17 protein-coding genes are annotated in these 17422 nt (G+C 70.3%); 8 read left to right on the top strand and 9 right to left on the bottom strand.

Annotation, left to right across the window (positions count from 1 at the left end):
* Positions 1 to 152: 152 nt before the first annotated feature.
* Genes ABZX37_RS21600 through ABZX37_RS21580 form a run of 5 tightly spaced genes read left to right on the top strand, consistent with a single transcriptional unit; the run spans position 153 to position 4264 of the window.
* A complete protein-coding gene (locus ABZX37_RS21600) occupies positions 153 to 1610 on the top strand; it encodes a 2-hydroxymuconic semialdehyde dehydrogenase (protein WP_354742070.1) in 1458 nt (485 codons plus the stop codon).
* Positions 1607 to 2338: a fumarylacetoacetate hydrolase family protein gene (locus tag ABZX37_RS21595; RefSeq protein WP_354742068.1), complete on the top strand. Its 732-nt coding sequence runs from the start codon at positions 1607 to 1609 to the stop codon at positions 2336 to 2338. Before ABZX37_RS21600 ends, ABZX37_RS21595 begins: the two co-directional genes overlap by 4 nt.
* A 2-nt stretch (positions 2339 to 2340) precedes the next feature.
* Positions 2341 to 2766, top strand: a complete 426-nt coding sequence (locus ABZX37_RS21590) for a RidA family protein (RefSeq protein ID WP_354742066.1) — start codon at positions 2341 to 2343, stop codon at positions 2764 to 2766.
* A complete protein-coding gene (locus ABZX37_RS21585) occupies positions 2763 to 3287 on the top strand; it encodes a 3-hydroxyanthranilate 3,4-dioxygenase (protein WP_354742064.1) in 525 nt (174 codons plus the stop codon). The genes ABZX37_RS21590 and ABZX37_RS21585 overlap by 4 nt, the downstream gene beginning before the upstream one ends.
* A 2-nt stretch (positions 3288 to 3289) precedes the next feature.
* Positions 3290 to 4264, top strand: coding sequence for an amidohydrolase family protein (locus ABZX37_RS21580; RefSeq protein ID WP_354742062.1), 975 nt, complete (start codon positions 3290 to 3292; stop codon positions 4262 to 4264).
* Here the strand turns inward: ABZX37_RS21580 and ABZX37_RS21575 are convergent.
* On the bottom strand, positions 4261 to 5583 hold the full coding sequence (locus ABZX37_RS21575; protein WP_354742060.1) for an NtaA/DmoA family FMN-dependent monooxygenase: 1323 nt from the start codon (positions 5581 to 5583) through the stop codon (positions 4261 to 4263). The genes ABZX37_RS21580 and ABZX37_RS21575 overlap by 4 nt on opposite strands.
* Before the next feature lie 17 nt (positions 5584 to 5600).
* Complete coding sequence (locus ABZX37_RS21570; RefSeq protein ID WP_354742058.1) at positions 5601 to 6716, bottom strand: LLM class flavin-dependent oxidoreductase; 1116 nt, start codon at positions 6714 to 6716, stop codon at positions 5601 to 5603.
* A gap of 136 nt (positions 6717 to 6852) precedes the next feature.
* On the opposite strand from ABZX37_RS21570, the gene ABZX37_RS21565 reads away from it, so the two are divergent.
* Positions 6853 to 7719, top strand: a complete 867-nt coding sequence (locus ABZX37_RS21565) for an aminoglycoside phosphotransferase family protein (protein WP_354742056.1) — start codon at positions 6853 to 6855, stop codon at positions 7717 to 7719.
* On the opposite strand, the gene ABZX37_RS21560 is transcribed toward ABZX37_RS21565, so the two are convergent.
* Positions 7716 to 8495, bottom strand: a complete 780-nt coding sequence (locus ABZX37_RS21560; RefSeq protein WP_354742054.1) for a nitroreductase/quinone reductase family protein — start codon at positions 8493 to 8495, stop codon at positions 7716 to 7718. The genes ABZX37_RS21565 and ABZX37_RS21560 overlap by 4 nt on opposite strands.
* Before the next feature lie 26 nt (positions 8496 to 8521).
* The gene (locus tag ABZX37_RS21555) at positions 8522 to 9544 is read right to left on the bottom strand and encodes an LLM class flavin-dependent oxidoreductase (protein ID WP_354742052.1); all 1023 of its coding nucleotides are present in this window, start codon (positions 9542 to 9544) and stop codon (positions 8522 to 8524) included.
* Between the two features lie 101 nt (positions 9545 to 9645).
* Here ABZX37_RS21555 and ABZX37_RS21550 point away from each other — a divergent pair, with 101 nt between their 5' ends.
* The gene (locus ABZX37_RS21550) at positions 9646 to 10617 is read left to right on the top strand and encodes a zinc-binding dehydrogenase (RefSeq protein WP_354742050.1); all 972 of its coding nucleotides are present in this window, start codon (positions 9646 to 9648) and stop codon (positions 10615 to 10617) included.
* Between the two features lie 2 nt (positions 10618 to 10619).
* On the opposite strand, the gene ABZX37_RS21545 is transcribed toward ABZX37_RS21550, so the two are convergent.
* The 4 genes from ABZX37_RS21545 to ABZX37_RS21530 are packed head-to-tail and all read right to left on the bottom strand — an operon-like array spanning position 10620 to position 15557.
* Positions 10620 to 12203 carry an ABC transporter ATP-binding protein gene (locus ABZX37_RS21545; protein WP_354742049.1) on the bottom strand — a complete coding sequence of 528 codons (1584 nt, stop codon included), beginning with the start codon at positions 12201 to 12203 and terminating at the stop codon, positions 10620 to 10622.
* 3 nt (positions 12204 to 12206) lie between these two features.
* On the bottom strand, positions 12207 to 13031 hold the full coding sequence (locus tag ABZX37_RS21540; protein WP_354742047.1) for an ABC transporter permease: 825 nt from the start codon (positions 13029 to 13031) through the stop codon (positions 12207 to 12209).
* Positions 13024 to 13983 carry an ABC transporter permease gene (locus ABZX37_RS21535; protein WP_354742045.1) on the bottom strand — a complete coding sequence of 320 codons (960 nt, stop codon included), beginning with the start codon at positions 13981 to 13983 and terminating at the stop codon, positions 13024 to 13026. Before ABZX37_RS21535 ends, ABZX37_RS21540 begins: the two co-directional genes overlap by 8 nt.
* Positions 13980 to 15557, bottom strand: coding sequence for an ABC transporter substrate-binding protein (locus tag ABZX37_RS21530; protein WP_354742269.1), 1578 nt, complete (start codon positions 15555 to 15557; stop codon positions 13980 to 13982). The genes ABZX37_RS21535 and ABZX37_RS21530 overlap by 4 nt, the downstream gene beginning before the upstream one ends.
* Positions 15558 to 15881: 324 nt before the next feature.
* Here ABZX37_RS21530 and ABZX37_RS21525 point away from each other — a divergent pair, with 324 nt between their 5' ends.
* On the top strand, positions 15882 to 17102 hold the full coding sequence (locus tag ABZX37_RS21525) for an MFS transporter (protein ID WP_354742043.1): 1221 nt from the start codon (positions 15882 to 15884) through the stop codon (positions 17100 to 17102).
* A gap of 5 nt (positions 17103 to 17107) precedes the next feature.
* Here ABZX37_RS21525 and ABZX37_RS21520 read toward each other — a convergent pair.
* A partial coding sequence (locus tag ABZX37_RS21520) for a peptide-methionine (S)-S-oxide reductase (protein ID WP_354742041.1) occupies positions 17108 to 17422 on the bottom strand: 315 nt, incomplete at its 5' end.

The raw sequence follows: 17422 nt of genomic DNA, 5'->3' as shown, positions 1-17422 counted from the left end.
CCCATCCTTCGCCGCCGCTGTCATGCCTGGCCAATGCTCATTCCGGCGAAAGCCATGCCGGGAGAGGCATGGCCGAGGCATGTCCGGACGGCTATGGCAGCGGCGGCAAAGAGCATTGGCCAGGCATTCCTGGCGTCCCTACGGTCAGTCCCATGGTTGCGGAACTCCACAACGTCGTCGGCGGGACCCGGGTCGCCGGGCGGCGGACCTTCGAGAAGCTCGACCCGGTCGACGGGTCGCTCGTCGCGCACGTCCACGAGGCTGGGCCGGAGGTGGTCGACGCCGCCGTCGCTGCGGCGCGCGCCGCGCTGGACGGGCCGTGGGGACGCGCTTCGGTGGCTGAGCGCACCGCCTTGCTGCGCCGGATCGCGGACCGGATCGAGGAGCGGTTCGAGGATTTCGTCGCCGCCGAGGTCCGCGACACCGGAAAGCCGGAGCACCTGGCTCGCGAGCTGGACGTCGCGCGGGCGGCGACGAACTTCCGGTCTTTCGCCGACACGGTCGCAGCGGCCGGTCTCGACTCCTTCCTGACCGACCTGCCGAACGGCCGGAAGGCGCTGAACTACGCGGTGCCCAAGCCGCTAGGCGTGGTCGCGGTGATCGTGCCGTGGAACCTGCCGCTGTTGCTGCTGACCTGGAAGGTCGCGCCCGCGCTCGCGTGCGGGAACGCGGTGGTGGTCAAGCCCTCGGAGGAGACGCCGTCGACCGCGACCCTGCTCGCCGAGGTGATCGCGGAGGCGGGCGCGCCGACCGGGGTGTATAACGTCGTTCACGGCTTCGGGCCGGATTCCGCCGGGGAGTACCTCACCGCGCACCGCGGCATCGACGGCGTGACCTTCACCGGCGAATCCCGGACTGGCTCGGCGATCATGCGGGCGGTCGCTCCGTCAGTACGGCCGGTTTCCTTTGAGCTGGGCGGGAAGAACGCGGCGGTGGTGTTCGCGGACTGCGACCTCGAGAAGACTCTCGACGGCCTCGCCCGGTCGGTTTTCCTGAACACCGGGCAAGTGTGTCTGTGCACGGAGCGGGTCTACGTCGAGCGCTCCGTCTTCGACGCGGTCGCGAACGGGCTCACCGAACGGGCAAAGGCGTTGCGGCTCGGCCGTCCGGATGCACCGGACACCACGACGGGGCCGCTGATCTCCCAGCAGCACCGGAAGAAGGTCCAGTCCTATTTGGACCTCGCGGTGGCCGAGGGGGCGACGGTGCTGACCGGCGGCTCGGTCCCCGAACTCGGGCCGGACCTGGCGGGCGGGTCGTGGATCGAGCCGACGTTGTGGACCGGGCTGGACAACTCCGCGCGGGTCGTGCGCGAGGAGGTCTTCGGGCCGGTCGCGGCGCTGATCCCGTTCGACACCGAGGACGAGGCGGTCCGGCTGGCGAACGACACCGACTACGGGCTCGCCGCCGCTGTCTGGACCACTGACCTGGAGCGAGGGCACCGCGTCGCGCAGCAAATGCGGGTCGGGATGGCCTGGGTCAACACCTGGTACCTGCGGGACCTGCGCTCGCCGTTCGGCGGTGTCGGGCTTTCCGGCATCGGCCGGGAGGGCGGCCTGCACTCGATGCACTTCTACACCCAGCCGACGAATGTGTGCGTGCAGCTGTGACCATCGAAGAACGTGCGGCGCTGCTTGACCAGGCGACCGCCACCGGAGAGGCGATTCCGCAGCTCACCAGCAGCGGACCGATGAGCCTGGAGACGGCGTACGCCGTGCAGCACAAAGGAATCGAGCTGCGTGAAGGGCGCGGGGAGACGCTGGCGGGCGTCAAACTGGGCTTCACGAGCAAGGCGAAGGCCGAGCAGATGGGCGTCTCGGACGTCATCATCGGCTCGCTGACCGACCGCATGCGGGTCGAGGACGGCGGAACGTTCGACGTCGGCCGCGGCGTGCATCCGCGGGTCGAACCCGAGGTCGCGTTCCGGCTCGGGCCGGACGCCGAGCTGGTCGCCGTCGCACCCGCGCTGGAGATCATCGACAGCCGGTACCGCGAGTTCCGGTTCAGCCTGGCCGACGTCGTCGCCGACAACACCTCGGCGTCGGCCTTCGTGCTCGGGCCGTGGACGAAGATCGGCCAGGTGGACGCGCTGGCCGTCGACCTGCTCTTCGACGGCGAGGTCGTCGCGACCGGCTCGACCGCCGACATCCTCGGCGACCCGCTGCGCGCACTTCCCGCGGCGCAGCGGATGGCCGCCGCGTACGGGCATCGCCTGCTCGGCGGATCGGTGCTCCTGGCTGGTGCGGCGACTGCGGCGGTGGCGCTGAAAGCGGGAACGCACGTCGAGGCGCGGGTCGCCGGGCTCGGTTCGGTTTCCGTGCGGACGAAGGAGGGATGAGCGTGGCGCAAGCCCATGTCGTCGCCGGGAAAGCGACGCCGCGCGGGCGGTTCCCGCACGTCAAGGTGGTCGGGGACCTCGTGTTCGTCTCCGGCACCAGCAGCAGGCGGCCGGACAACACGTTCGCGGGCGCGGAGGCCGACGAGTTCGGCGTGACCGCTTTGGACATCCGGGCGCAGACGCGCGCGGTGATCGAGAACATCCGCGACATCCTGGCCGCGGCCGGCGCGGGTCTCGAAGACCTCGCGCAAGTGACCGTGTTCCTGGTCAACATGAACGATTTCGGCGGCTACAACGAGGTCTACGGCGAGTTCTTCGACGAGACCGGCCCGGCCCGCACGACCGTCGCGGTGCACCAGCTGCCGCATCCGCACCTGCTCATCGAGATCCAGGCGATCGCCCGGATCCCCGGCAAGGAGGAACGATGACCGCCATCCCGCCCGTGTTCGATTTCGCCGCGTGGATCAAAGAGCACGAGGACGAGCTGAAGCCGCCGGTCAACAACAAGCAGATGTGGGCCCCGATGGGCGACTTCATCGTGCAGGTCGTCGGCGGGCCGAACCAGCGGACCGACTACCACCTCGACCCGTACGAGGAATGGTTCTACCAGTACAAGGGCGACATGCACGTCAACCTCATGACCGACGACGGCCCGCGGCGGGTCGACATCCGCGAGGGCGAGATGTGGATGCTGCCGCGCAACGTGCACCATTCGCCGCAGCGTCCGCAGGAGGGGTCGATCGGGATCGTGATCGAGCGGATCCGGGAGGAGGGGACGCTCGAGAAGTTCGTGTGGTTCTGCCTGGAGTGCGACGCGCAGGTGCACGAGGTCGAGCTGCAGGTGCGCGACATCGTTGACGACCTGCCGCCGGTGTTCGAGCAGTTCTACTCGTCCGAGGAAGCCCGGACCTGCGGGGCGTGCGGGACGCTGCACCCCGGGAAGGGCTGAGCGTGCGCGCGATCGACGTCCACAGCCATTTCGTTCCGCACGGCTGGCCCGACCTCGGCGAGGGAATGCCGTGGCTGCGCGCGGAAACCGAACGCGAGGCCATGATCATGGTCGGCTCGGAGGAGTTCCGCCGGATCCGGTCCGACTGCTGGGACGCCTCCGTGCGCCTGAGCGACATGACCGCCGACGGGGTCGAGGCGCAGGTCGTCTCGCCGACGCCGGTGTTCTTCGGCTACGACACGAGCCCCGGGCAGGGCGAGAAGATCGCGCGGGTCTTCAACGACCTCGCGCTGGAGATCTGCGCGCCCGCGCCGGACCGGCTGATCCCGTTCTGCCAGGTTCCGTTGCAGGACACCGACGCCGCCTGCCGCGAACTGGACCGCGCGGTCGCGGCCGGGCACCGGGGCGTGGAGATCGGCAACCACGTCGGCGACCGCGACCTCGACGACGCGGGAGTGGTGACGTTCCTGCAGCACGCGGCGTCGCTCGGCGTGCCGGTGTTCGTGCACCCGTGGGACATGCCGCTCGCGCCGCGCCTCGACCGCTGGATGGCGCGCTGGCTGACCGGGATGCCCGCGGAGACGCATCTGTCGATCATCGCGATGATCCTCGGCGGAGTGTTCGATCGGGTGCCGACGAGCTTGCGGATCTGCTTCGCGCATGGCGGCGGGTCGTTCGCGTTTTGGCTGGGGCGGTTGGAGAACGCTTGGCATCAGCGGGCGGACATCATTGCTACGTCGGAGAAGCCGCCGTCGGAGTATGTGGGGCGGTTCAGCGTTGATTCGGTCGTGTTCACCGAGGCGGCGCTGCGGAATCTGGTGGACACGCTGGGGGTGGGACAGGTGATGGTGGGGAGCGATTACCCGTATCCGCTGGGGGAGCGACCGGCTGGCGGGGTGGTGCGGCGGGCGGAGTTCCTTGACGAGGCCTCGCGGGAGTTGTTGTTGCGAGGGAACGCAAAGCGCTTCTTGGGCTAATTCAGGCCGAGGTGGTCCCGCAGAGTAGGCCCGCTGTAGTCCTCCCGGAACACCCCACGCTCCTGCAGCCTCGGCACCACCTCGTCGGCGAACCGGTCCAGTCCGCCCGGCGTCACATGCGGGACCAGGATGAACCCGTCCGACGCGTCCGCCTGCACGAGTTCGTTCATCGTCGACGCGACAGTCTCGGCAGAACCGATGAAGTTCTGCCGTCCGGTGACCTCGATGATCAGCTCCCGGCTCGACAGGTGCTTCGCCTCTGCCAGCTGGCGCCACTCATGAGCGGTCGCGATCGGGTCGCGGTGCATGCGGACGCTCGCGCGGCCCTTCGAGATCAGGTCGCCGACCGTCGGGTCGAAGGACGGGAGCGGGCCGTTCGGGTCGTGGTCGCTGAGGTCGGTGTTCCAGAGCTGTTCGAGGAACTTGATCGCGGTCTGCTCGCTGACCTGCTGCAGCCGCACCTCGTGGGCGAGTTCGTGTGCTTCGGCGTCGGTGTCGCCCAGCACGAACGTGGCGGCGGGCAGGATGACCAGCTCGTGCGGGGCGCGGCCGTATTTCGCCAGGCGGCCCTTGACGTCCTGGTAGAACGCTTGGCCCGCTTCGAGGGTGCCGTGGCGGGTGAAGATGGCGTCGGCGGTCGCGGCGGCGAATTCTCGGCCTTCTTCAGAATCGCCGGCTTGGATGGTGACTGGACGGCCTTGCGGGCTGCGCGGGACCGGGAAGCGGCCGGAGATGGCGAAGTGGTCGTCGTGGTGGGCGAAGTCGCCGCCGTCGGCCAGGAAGCGGCCGGATTCCTTGTCCGCGAGGAGTTCGTCGCCGCGCCAGGAGTCGAAGAGTTCCCACGCCGTGCGCAGGAAGGTTTCGGCGCGCGAGTAGCGCTGGTCTTGCGGCAGGAAGCCGCCGCGGCGGAAGTTTTCGCCGGTGAAGGCGTCCCAGGACGTGACGACGTTCCAGGCGGCCCGGCCGGCGGAAAGGTGGTCCAGGGAGGCGAATTGCCGGGCCACCTCGAACGGTTCGTTGAAGGTGGAGTTGATGGTTCCGGCCAGGCCCAGGCGGTCGGTGACGGCCGCCAAGGCCGACAGGACGGCGAAGGTGTCGGGGCGGCCGACGACGTCGAGGTCGTAGATTTCGCCGCCCTGTTCCCGCAGCCGCAGGCCTTCGGCGAGGAAGAAGAAGTCGAACTTCGCGCGCTCGGCGGTCTGGGCCAGCTTGACGAACGAGCTGAACTCGATGTGGCTGCCCGCTTCGGGATCGCTCCACACGGTCGTGTTGTTGACCCCGGGGAAGTGCGCGGCGAGGTGGATTTGCTTGGCAGTCATGGAGAATCTCCCGGGAATCAGGCGGCGTAGCGGTTGGCCGGGCGCGGCAGGCCGAGCAGTTCGCGCAGGGTCGAGGCCTCGTATCCGGAGCGGAACGCGCCCCGCTCGCGCAGTTCGGGGACCAGCGCGCGGGTGATGGCGGTGAGGTCGTGCGGCAGGGTGCCGGGGCGGAGCCGGAAACCGGTCAGCCCGGCGGCGTGCCAGTCGAGCAGGAGGTCGGCGAGCTGCGCCGGGGTGCCGGTGAAGACGTGCGCGTCGGAGGCGAACTCGGCGCGGTCGTCCAGCCGGGCCTTGCGGTCGGCGGCGGCCTGCGGGGTCTCGTCGAGGAAGACCACCAGGTCGGCGAAAACCTGAACGGGCGCACCGATTTCGTCGATGATCGACGCGGCGTGCGCGCGGTCGTTCGGGGTCACGTAGACGACGTCGGCCTGGCGGGCGGCGAGGCGGTAGGCGTCGGGACCGTGCGCGAGTGCGGCGACGATCGGCTGGCCTTGTGGCGGACGCGGCGTGATGGACGGGCCTTTGACGGAGAACCAGCGGCCCTCGAAGTCGATGTAGTGCAGTTTGTCCCGGTCGATGAAGCGGCCGGTGGCGACGTCGCGGATCTCGGCGTCGTCCTCCCAGCTGTCCCACAGCCGCCGCAGCACCTCGACGTAATCGGCGGCTTCCTCGAACAGGTCCGCGACCTCGGGCGGGGTGCGGCGGCCGAAGTGCTGGAATTCCTCCGGAGTTCCGGAAACCTGCACGCGGACGCCTGCGCGGCCGGTGCTCACGTAGTCGAGCGTCGCGATCGCCTTCGACAGGTGGAACGGCTCCGTGTGGGTGACCACGGCGGTCGGGATCAGGCCGATGTTCGACGTCAGCGGCGCGATCCGCGAGGCGAGCAGCACCGCGTCCAGCCGGGTTTGCGCACGGTCGGCGCGGGCGGCCGGTTCGGCGGGATCGCGCAGGGAGAGGAAGTCCTCGAAGGTGACGAAGTCCAGGTGCGCGGCTTCGGCTTCTTGGACCAGCTCAGCCCAGTATCCGGCGGTGAGCAGGTCGGCCGGGCGGGCGTCCGGTTCGCGCCACGCGGCCGGATGCCAGCCGGCGCCTTCCAGCGCGACGGCGAGCCGTGGTCCGGTGAGCCCTGTCATGCTGCGTCCTTTCCCCGTGGATGCCAGCAGTGTGGCGCGGGAGCCGGGACCGGGGCGACGGTAACCAGCGTCTGGGACAGTCGGCGGGAACGGGAATAAACCGGTTGCCTGCCGTCGCGCTGACGCGGTTTGCTCGATGCCGATGAATCGGATGCACAAGGACGAAGCGGAAATCGACGACGACCTCGTTCGTCGCCTCGTCGCGGCCCAGTTTCCCCAGTGGGCCGGGCTGGCGGTCTCGAGGGTCGCCTCGTCGGGGACGGAAAACGCGATGTTCCGGCTCGGCGCCGAGCTGGTGGTCCGGTTGCCCCGGCTGGAACGCGGGGCCGCCGAGATCGGCCACGAACAGCTCTGGCTGCGGTGGCTCGCGCCTCGGCTGCCGGTCGCGGTGCCGGAAGTGCTCGGCGAGGGACGGCCTGGCGAGGGCTTCGAGTGGGACTGGTCGGTGCTGCGCTGGCTGCCCGGCGTCAACCCGGATTTCGGCGACGCTCAGGTGGCGCGGGATCTGGGCGGGTTCGTGAAAGCGTTGCGCGGCCTGGATATTTCCGGTGCGCCGGAGGTCAGCCGGGGGCGTCCGCTGCGTACGCGCGACGCGCCGACCCGGGACGCGATCGCACAGCTCGGTGGTGACCCGGCGTATGTCGCGGCGTGGGAGAAGGCTCTTGCGGCACCGGAGTGGGCCGGGGGACCGGTGTGGCTGCACGCGGATCTGTCGCCGGGGAATGTGCTGGTCAACGACGGCGGGCTGACCGCGGTGCTGGACTTCGCGGGGGTCGGGACCGGCGATCCGGCGGTGGACGTGATCCCGGCGTGGAACACGTTCGCGGCGGCTGAGCGGGAGGTCTTCCGGGAGGCGGTGGAGGTGGATGACGCGACCTGGGAGCGAGGCCGGGGCTGGGCGTTGTCGATCGCGCTCATCCAGCTGCCGTACTACCGCGAGACTAATCCGGCGCTGGTGGCGAATTCGCGGCGCACCATCGAGGCCGTGTTGTCCGACGGCTAGCCGAGGTCGATCCGGATCGTCAGCAGGTCGGTGCCGAACGCCTGCACCGCGGTGCTGTTGAAGCGCGGCAACGACTTCAGCCGCGCCCGGGGGTCGTCCTCCGGAAGCAGGTGCGCGACCCCGCGCAGCCAGCGGCCGTGCAGGCGCAGCCGGACGTTCGGGTCGGCCTGGATGTTGCGCACGTACTGCGACCGCTCGCCGAATTCGGACACCAGCCAGAATTCCTGGCCGACCCGCCGGCCGCCGATCGGGGTCTGGCGGGGGAGACCCGAGGTGCGGCCGGTGGTTTCGAGCAGGGTCTGGCCGGGGAGCCGCGAGAGGACGGGGTTGCCGAGCCGTCGCTGGAAGGTCGTGACGAGCTGGTGCTGGAGGTCGCCGGGCCGCGAGGCACCGGCGGCGTGTCGTAACCGGGCCGGGATGACGAGTTCGTGGATCGGCACCGCCAACGCCCACAGGTGGCGGGCCGGGAACCGGTCGTAGCTGACTTCGGTGGTCCAGTACACCCGGTCCGCGTCGAGGTGCACGATGTTGCGCGTCGTCATCAGCGGCGACGGCGCTTCGAGCACGACCCGGTCCGGCGTGGCCGAAGCGACCGTCCAGCCCAGCACCCGTTCGGGAGCCAGGCGAGTGGTCAGGCCGAGGCCGAGCCATCCGGCGCGCAGGAACGTCCGCATCGGCGGCGGAGCTTCTTCCCAGACCGCGCGGGCCCACTGCAGTGCGTCGCGCTGGTCCCCGGCGGGACGGGCAATGTCCACTGTGGACGTGAAATCCGGCACCCTGCCACGCTAGCACTCGCCGCCGGTCAGGACGCCGGTTTCCAGCCCAGCTCCGGGCCCAGCCGGGTGGCCAGGTCGGTGAGGATCTGCACGTAGTCCTCGTGCTCGAAGGTGAACGGGAGCGCGAAGGCGACCTCGTCGATCTCCCGGAAGGCGGCGTGCTGGTACAGCTGCGAGGCGATTTCGGCAGAAGTGCCGACGTAATCGCGCGAGAACAGCAAACCGCCCGGTCCCTGCGGGGTTTTCGTGCGCGGCAGGCGTTTTGCCGCATAATCCTCGTACTTCGCGCGCTGCTCAGCCGTCGCGCTGTCGGTCGGAATCACCACCAGGCCTTGCGAAACCCGGGCTTGCGCCCCGGCCGGATGATGCGCCCGGAACGCCTGGACATGCGAGAGCTGGATCCTCTCGAAGTCCGTCGAGCCCTCCTCGGCGCGGACGACGCTGCTGGTCAGGTAGTTCATCCCGGCTTGCCCGGTCCAGACCGCCGACCGGGTGCTCGCGCCGCCGTACCAGAGGCGGCTGGCGAGGCCGGGCGAATGCGGCTGCACGCGGTCGGAGAACGTCTCGATGCCTTCGACCCCGCTGAACGTCGACGCGCGCTCGCCGCGGACCAGCGACAACAGCCGCGAGACCCGGTCGTAGCCGAAGTCTTCCTGGTCGCCGGTGTCCGGGTAGAGCGCGCCCCGCACGTCGTCGTAGTGCATCGGCGGGCTGACGCTGACGCCCGGGTTGAGCCGTCCGCCGGACAGCACGTCGACGGTCGCCAGGTCTTCGGCGAGGCGCAGCGGGTTTTCCCAGCCGAGCGGGATCACCGCGGTGCCGAGTTCGATCCGGCTGGTGCGCTGGGTGGCCGCGGCGAGCACCGCGACCGGCGACGAGATGCCGTACTGCAGGTGCCGGTGGCGTACCCAGGCGCTGTCGAACCCGAGCTGCTCGCCGAGTTCGAGCACCCGCAGCGTGGATTCGTGTCCCGGGCGCGGGTCGTCGCCGTCGAACAGGCCGATCGTCAGGAAACCCAGTTTTCGCAGCGATTGCGTTTCGGTCGGCACGGCGAGTCCTTCCTCGGGTGAACTAAGCCGGAATAACCGCCGCGTGGCGTAGGTTGTTCCGGCTCGCTGAAACAAACGCAGAACACTGGGGAGTACGCACGATGCGCGCTTTGTCCATCACTCGCTACGGCGGTCCCGAGGTCCTCGAGGAGATCGAGGTGCCCGAGCCCGTTCCGGGGCCGGGCGAAGTGACCATCACGGTCTCGCACGCATCCGTCGGGCTGATCGACGCGCTGATCCGCCGCGGCACGCTCGCCGAGTACGACTACGCGCCGAAGCCGCCGCTCGTGCCCGGGCTCGAGGTAGCGGGCACGATCCGCGCGGCCGGTCCGGACAGCGGCTTCTCGGTCGGGGACGAGGTCGTCACGCTCACGCTGCCCGGAATGGGCGGGTACGCCGACGTCAAGCTCGCGCCCGCCGCTCTCGTCGTGCCGCTGGCCGGCACCGGAGTGGAGCGCGCGCAGGCGGTCGCCGGACTGGCGAACACGGTGACGGCCTACCTTTCGCTCACCGAGGCGGTGCGGCTGCCGAAGGACGCGCGCGTGCTCGTGCACGGTGCGCTCGGCGGTCTCGCCTCGGTGTATCCCGAGGTGGCGCGACTGCTCGGCGCGCGCGAGGTCGTCGGCACGGTCCGGCGGCCCGAGCAGGTCGAGGCGGCGAAGCAACTCGGCTTCGACCGCGTCCTGCTGTCCGGGGAGCTCAGTGGCCTGGGCGAGGAGCGGTTCGAGGTCATCGTCGACCCGGTGGGCGGAGACCTGCGCATCGAGTCGCTGGACCTGCTCGCGCCGATGGGCCGGATGCTGGTCGTCGGCAGCGCGGGCAGCGAGACCGCGCCGCTGGTGGACTCGAACGCCGTGTGGGGCAAGAACATCGGCGTGATCGGCTTCAACGTGGGCGGTTTCCTGGCCGCCGGCCCCGCGCCCGCCCGTCCCGCCGCGGACGCCGTGCTCCCGCTGTACACCGAAGGCCGGATCCGGCTGCCGGTCACCGTCCTGCCGATGGCGCAGGCGCGCGAGGCGCACCGCCGGATGGACGCGGGCGAGGCCGTCGGACGGCTGGTGCTCGCCAACTAGCGTCACGCGCACACCTGCTCGCCGCCGGGGATCGCGGCCAGCAGGTCGCGGGTGTACTGCTCGCGCGGACGCAGCAGGACGTCGTCGGCCGGGCCGAGTTCGAGCAGCTTGCCCTGGCGCATCACCCCGACCTGGTCGGCGATCTCCCGCACCACGGCCAGGTCGTGGGTGATGAACAGGTACGTCAGGCCGAGTTCGTCCTGCAGTCGTACGAGCAGGTTCAGGATCTGCGCCTGCACCGAAACGTCCAGAGCGGACACCGGTTCGTCCAGCACGACGAGATCCGGGCGGAGCGCCAGTGCGCGAGCGATCGCCGCGCGCTGGCGCTGGCCGCCGGACAGTTCGGCCGGTTTCCGGTGCAGCACTGACGACGGCAGCGCGACCTGGTCCGCGAGTTCGGCCACGCGTTCGGCCCGGCCGCCGGCGCGGAACGCGCGCAGCGGTTCGCCGATCACGTCGGCGATGGAAAAGCGCGGGTTCAGCGAGGCGTACGGGTTCTGGTAGACGAGCTGGAACCGGCGGCGGAGCCTGCGCAGTTCGGCGGCCGGGAGCCGGGTGACGTCCTGGCCGTCGAAGCTGACCGTGCCCGCGGTCGGGGTTTCGAGGCCGACCGCCATCCGTGCGGTGGTCGTCTTGCCGGAACCGGATTCGCCGACCAGCGCCAGGGTTCGGCCGCGAGTGAGCTGGAACGACACGTCGTCCACGGCTCGCACCGAACCGGCCCGGGACGAGGCGAAGGTCTTCGAGACCGAGTCGACGGACAGCAGGACTTCCGGGCCTTCCGCGCGGCGAGGCCGGAGCGGTTCGCGGCTGAGGCTCGGTGCGGCGGCGAGAAGCCGTCGCGTGTAGTCCTGCGCCGGGGCGGCGAGGAGTTCGCGGGCCGGTCCTTCTTCGACCAGGCGTCCTTCGGACATGACGGCGATCCGCGCGGCCCGGTCGGCGGCCACGCCCAAATCGTGCGTGATGAGCAGGATCGCGGTGCCGTCGTCGGCGGCCAGTTCCGCCAGATGGTCGAGGATTTCCTTCTGCACGGTCACATCGAGCGCGCTGGTGGGCTCGTCGGCGATGATCAGCCGCGGTTCGCCCGCGAGCGCGATGGCGATCAGCACTCGTTGCCGGAGGCCGCCGGACAGCTCGTGCGGATACTGCCGCGCGCGCAGCTCCGGCCGGTCGACGCCGGCCCTTCGCAGCAGCTCCGCCGCGCGGGCGGCGACCTCGCTCCGGGCCGCGAGCCGGTGGATCAGCAGCACCTCGGCCACCTGCTCGCCGATCCGCCGGACCGGGTTGAGCGACACCGTCGGATCCTGCGGCACGAGGGCGATCCCGGTGCCGCGCACCCGCCGCCAGTCCTTTTCGGACAGTGCGGTCAGGTCGCGTCCGTCGAAGGCGATCCGCCCGCGCCGGACCAGCCCGCCGCGCGGCAGCAGCCCGATCGCGGCGTGCGCGGTGGTGCTCTTCCCAGAGCCGGATTCGCCGACCACCGCGACGATCTCGCCCGCCCCGACCCGCAGGCTCACGTCCCGGACGGCCGGCACCACGCCGCCCGAGGTGCGGTACGAGACCGCCAGTTCGCTGATCTCCAGCACTTGTCAGCTCCGTTCGCCGTCGAGAGCCCGGGACACGCGGTTCGCGGCCAGCACGACGGCCGCGACGGTCAAGCCCGGGAACGTGGTCATCCACCAAGCGGTGGCCAGGAAATTGCGTCCGCCCGCCACGAGCGCGCCCCATTCCGGCGTCGGCGGGCTCGCGCCGAACCCGAGGAAACTGAGCGCGGACACTTCGAGCACCGCGATCCCGACCGTCACCGTGGCCAGCACCAGCACCGGTCCGAGCGCGTTGGGCAGCACGTGCCGCCCGAGCACTCCGGCCCACCGCACGCCGGACGCCCGGGCCGCCTCGACGAACACGCCGGAGCGCACTCGCAGCACCTCCGCGCGCATCAGCCGGGCGAACGAGGCGAGGTGCGCGACCCCGACGGCGATCGCGACGTTCGTGGTGCCGAAGCCGAGCGCGGTCACCAGCGCCAGCGACAGCAGGATCGGCGGGACTGCCTGGAGGACGTCGACGATCCGCATCACGACCGAGTCGAGCCAGCCGCCGCGGAACCCGGCGAGCAGCCCCAACGCGGACCCGGCGACGAAGGCGACGAGCACCGCGAGCACTGTTGCGCGCAGGGACAACCCGGCTCCGTGCACGACGCGGGCGTAGACGTCGCGGCCGGTCTCGTCGGTGCCGAAGAGGTGTGCGAGCGAGGGGCCTTGGAGCCGTTCGGACGGGACGCCGGTGATGGGGTCTTGGCCGGTGAACAGGGTGGGTGCGAAGGCGGCGATCAGTACCGCGGTGAGTACGAGCACGGAGAGGAGCAGGCCCGGTCGGCGGATGAGGAACCGTTGGGGCAGAACAGCTTCAGACATGCGCGGGCACCTCCTTGCGCACGGAAACCCGCGGGTCGAGCAGCGGGTACACGAGGTCGACGGCCAGGTTGAGCACCACGAAGAAGAACGCGGCGAGCACGATCACCGCCTGCACCACCGGCACGTCCTGCGCGGTCACTGCCGACGCGGTGACCCGGCCGAGACCGTCGCGCGAGAACACGGTTTCGGTCACCACCGAGCCGGCCAGCAGGTTGCCCGCGACTACGCCTACCAGCGTGAGGGCGGGCAGTCCGGCGTTGCGCAGCGCGTGTCCGAAGTGGACTCGACGGCGGCTCGCGCCCTTCGCCCGCACCACCTCGATGTACGGCTCGGCGAGCTGCGTTTGCAGGCTCTTCGCCAGCACCTGCCCGATGATCGCGCCGGTCGGCAGGGCGAGCGTGACCGCCGGAAGGACCAGCGACGCGAAGCCGGTCGACCCGAGCGCGGGGAACAGTCGCAGCTGGAACGAGAACAACTGGATGAGCAGCAGTCCGACCCAGAACGTCGGCAGCGAAGTGCCCAGCGGCGGCAGGGAAAGCAGCAGTTGGCTCACCCAGCGGGTGCGGGTGAAGGTGCCCAGTACGGCGATCCCGCCGCCGAAGACGAGCGCGAGCACCAAGGCCAGTCCGGAGACGGCGAGCGTCGGCGGCAACGCGGTGAGGACCTGGTGCGTCGCGTCGTCGCCGGTGGCCACCGAGGTGCCGAAGTCGCCGTGCAGCGCGGCGAGGAGGTGCTTGCCGTACTGCACGATGACCGGATCGTTCAGCCCGTACTCGGCGCGCAGGGCGGCGATCTGCTCCGGCGAAGCGCTGGGACCGCCCTCGGCCGAGCCGAGTTTGGTCAGCACGGCGTCGCCGGGCAGCAGGTACAGGATGACGAACGACAGCGTGAACGCCGCCCACAGCACCACTACCGCCTGCAGGATGCGGCGAAGCAGCGGAAACCCTTTCACGAGCCCGAAACCCAGGCGTCGAACAGCTGCAGCCGCGAGGAAGCCTCGAAGCCGACGTCATGCGCGTTCGGGCCGACGCCGAGCACCTGCGTCAGCTCGAACACCGGGATCGAGTACGCCTGTTCCACGATGGTCCGCTGTGCTTTCTCCGCTGCGGGCTTGCGTTTCGCGGCATCGACGGTGGCCGACTGTTCGGTCAGCGACGCGTCGAGCGGGTTGTCCGCGGGCAGCTTGCTCCGGTTGTTCGTCTTCGTCGAGAACTGCTGGCGGAGGATGTCCGGGTCGGCGCGGGTGACGTTGTACCAGAGGAAGTCGTAGTCGCCGGCCTGCTGCAGGCGGGTGACCTCGGCGTTGGTGTGCAGCTCGATCTTCAGGTCGAACCCGATCTTGCGCAGCTGCTGCTGGAGCAGCTCCAGCACGCTCTGGTTCTGGTTGAACACCGCGGAGAACAGCACGGACGCCGACAGCCGCTGCCCGTTCTTCGTCCGGATGCCGTCCGGGCCGGGGACCCAGCCGTCGGACTGCAGCAGCGCCTGCGCGCCCGCCGGGTCGTAGGCGAGTTCCTTGGACAGATCGGTGTACAGCGGGGTCGCGGAGCCGAGGATGCTCGTGGCGGGCTTGTAGTTCGGGGTGAGCACGGTGCTGGTGACCTCGGGCCGGTTCACGCCCTTCGACACCGCCTGGCGCACCTTCTGGTCAGTGAGCACGCCGCGGGTCACGTTCGCGTGCAGGTTGAACACGATGCCGGGGTTCGGCCGCACCGGTTCGGCGAACCCGTTGCCGGAGAACTGCGGCTCGTCGACCGGCTGCACGTCGGTGATCGCGTCGAGCTGCCCGGACGTCAGGCTGCCGGACCGCACGCCCGGTTCCGGCACCACGCGGAAGTCGATCTTGTCGACGTACGCCTCGCCCTGGTGCCGCCACAACGGCGAACCCCAGCGGTAGCCGGTGCGCTTGCCGAGCACGATGTTCTGGTTCGGCTTCAGGCTGGCGAACACGAACGGACCGGAGCCGATGAGGCCGGTGCCCTGGCAGCGCTGCTCGGCGGTGTGCTTGAACGCGGCCGGCGCGAGCACGCCGAGCGACATCGTGGAGCTGGCCTGCAGGAACTGTGCGCTGGGCTGGCTGAAGTCGAGCCGGACGGTCGCCGGGTCGACGATCGTCGCGCCGCGGTAGGCGGCCAGGTAGCTGGACCCGAGCAGGGCCTTCGCGCCGAGCGCCTTGATGCCGTCGAAGCTGGTCTTCACCGCGGCGGCGTCCACGGGGGAGCCGTCGGAGAAGGTCGCGCCGGACCGGAGGTGGAAGGTGAAGCTCGTCGAATCGGGGCTGACCGTCCAGCGGTCGGCGAGCCACGGCGTGATCGCGCCGGTTTTCGGGTCCTGGTCGGTGAGCGAATCGACCAGCTGACGGCCGACGTTCACCGAGGCGTTCGTGCTGACCTGCTGCGGGTCGATGCAGTCCGGGTTGGACGAGATGCCGAGGCGCAGCGTGCCGCCCGGGCGCGGGGGACCGGCGTCCTGCGGGCTCGCGCCGCCCGCCGTGCCGCAGGCGGCGAGCAGCAGCGGAAGGGCCAGCGCGAAGGCGAAACGGGACCGCGCGCGGGCAGGACGGCCGAGTCGGGGCGGGGTGTGGCGGGGCACGGAGTTCCTCCAGCGGGGACGGATCGGATGCGTTCAGCTCAACCGTTCGGAGCGGTTCGCTGAAGCCCGTCCCAGCAGGTGAGCGGCTGTCCCGCGATCCGGCCGGGAGGATGGATTCCGGTTGACGCGCAAGGGAAAGCGTGGCCCGCGCCCGCGTGATAACCGGCGCGGTTTTGTTCGGCGAGAATGTCCGGAGAGCGGGAGCGCACGGCGGTGTGCTGGGGAAAACCGGTTGCGCGGCGCGGGACACTGGCGGACATGGCGGGGTGGGGTGGGAGCGGGCCGGCTTGGGTCCGCCTGCAGGCGGTGGCTGTGTCCGGTTCAACCTGTGAAGGGCTTTTGCTTGCCGCGCTGCCCTTGTTGGCCGTCTCGATCACCACCGATCCGCGGGCGGTGTCCCTGGTGAACGTCGCCGGGCAAGCGCCGTGGCTGCTGCTTTCGCTGTTCGCCGGAGTGGTGATCGACCGGGTCCGGCGGACGGCCGTGCTGGCTTACGCGTACGCGGTGCAGATCGTCGCCGCGCTTTCCTTGGCGCTGCTGGGTTCCACCGGTTCGCTGAGCCTTCCCGCGCTGCTGGTGGTGGCGTTCGTGCTCACCACGGCGCAGGTCTTCGGCGACGGCGCGGCCGGCTCGGTGGTCCCCGAGGTCGTCGCGCCGGATCAGCTCAATATGGCCAATTCCCGGTTGCAGGTGATCGACCGCGGCATGGTCCAGTTCGTAGTGCCGCCCGCGACAGGGTTGCTGATCGGGATCAGCGCGGGACTGCCCGCGTGGCTGGCGGCCGTCGCCGCGCTCGTCGCGTTGCTGCTCGCGCGCGGGATCCCGTCCGCGAAGCCGGTGCGCACGCCCGCGCATCCGCTGAAGGACGTCACGGCCGGACTGCGCTACCTGGTCGGGACGCCGTTGCTGCGGTCGATCACCTTCACCGTCGCGCTGGGATCGTTCGCGGCGGCCGCGGGAAACTCGATGCTCGTCCTTTACGCCACGAAGGAACTGCGTCTCGCGCCGTTCGGCTACGGCGTGCTGCTGGCCTGTCTGGCCGTCGGGTGGGTGGCGTCGTCGTTCTTCGTGGACCGGTTCGTACGGCGGTTCGGCTACTCGACGGCCATGCGGATCGCGCAGGTGTGCGGGGTGGTGAGCCAGCTGCTGATCGCGATCGTCCCGCCGTGGCCGGTGCTCGTCGGTGCGGTGCTGATCTTCCTGACCGGGACGACGTTGATCTGGAACGTGTGCTCGCAGTCGAGCCGCCAGCGGTTCACGCCGTCGGAGCTGCTGGGGCGGGTGCTGACCAGTCACCGCGCGCTGGCTTGGGGATTGACTCCGCTGGGCGCCCTCGCCGGCGGGTTTGTGGCGGTGCACTGGAGCTTGCGCGGCGTCTGGGTGATGGCGGCGGCGGTGCAGTTGCTGGGGACGGCGCTTGTGTGGCGTCAGTTGTCCCCGGCGGCGTTCCGCGACGCCGAGGCCGCGATGGCGCGCTGAGCGCGTCAGGCGCGCTTCGGGAGTTTCCAGCCGGGACGCGGGAAGTGGCAGGTGTACCCGTTGGGGTAGTGCTGGAGGTAGTCCTGGTGCTCCGGTTCGGCTTCCCAGAAGTCGCCGGCAGGGGTGACCTCGGTGACGACTTTGCCGGGCCAGAGGCCGGAGGCGTCGACGTCGGCGATGGTGTCTTCGGCGATCTGTTTTTGCTCGTCGGTGGTGTAGTAGATGGCGGAGCGGTAGCTGGCGCCGATGTCGTTGCCTTGGCGGTTCTTCGTGCTGGGGTCGTGGACCTGGAAGAAGAATTCGAGCAGGGCGCGGAAGTC

Source organism: Amycolatopsis sp. NPDC004079 (assembly GCF_040610415.1).
Taxonomy (GTDB): Bacteria; Actinomycetota; Actinomycetes; order Mycobacteriales; family Pseudonocardiaceae; genus Amycolatopsis; species Amycolatopsis halotolerans.
Note: the sequence above shows the minus strand (reverse complement) of the source record. Positions and strands in the feature narration are given on the sequence as shown.

Excerpts from the sequence above, each read along its gene's own strand:
- ABZX37_RS21600 (WP_354742070.1), top strand. The coding sequence starts at position 153 with ATGGTTGCGGAACTCCACAACGTCGTCGGCGGGACCCGGGTCGCCGGG.
- ABZX37_RS21585 (WP_354742064.1), top strand. The coding sequence starts at position 2,763 with ATGACCGCCATCCCGCCCGTGTTCGATTTCGCCGCGTGGATCAAAGAG.
- ABZX37_RS21575 (WP_354742060.1), bottom strand. The coding sequence starts at position 5,583 with ATGACTGCCAAGCAAATCCACCTCGCCGCGCACTTCCCCGGGGTCAAC.
- ABZX37_RS21570 (WP_354742058.1), bottom strand. The coding sequence starts at position 6,716 with ATGACAGGGCTCACCGGACCACGGCTCGCCGTCGCGCTGGAAGGCGCC.
- ABZX37_RS21565 (WP_354742056.1), top strand. The coding sequence starts at position 6,853 with ATGCCGATGAATCGGATGCACAAGGACGAAGCGGAAATCGACGACGAC.
- ABZX37_RS21550 (WP_354742050.1), top strand. The coding sequence starts at position 9,646 with ATGCGCGCTTTGTCCATCACTCGCTACGGCGGTCCCGAGGTCCTCGAG.
- ABZX37_RS21540 (WP_354742047.1), bottom strand. The coding sequence starts at position 13,031 with ATGTCTGAAGCTGTTCTGCCCCAACGGTTCCTCATCCGCCGACCGGGC.
- ABZX37_RS21525 (WP_354742043.1), top strand. The coding sequence starts at position 15,882 with ATGGCGGGGTGGGGTGGGAGCGGGCCGGCTTGGGTCCGCCTGCAGGCG.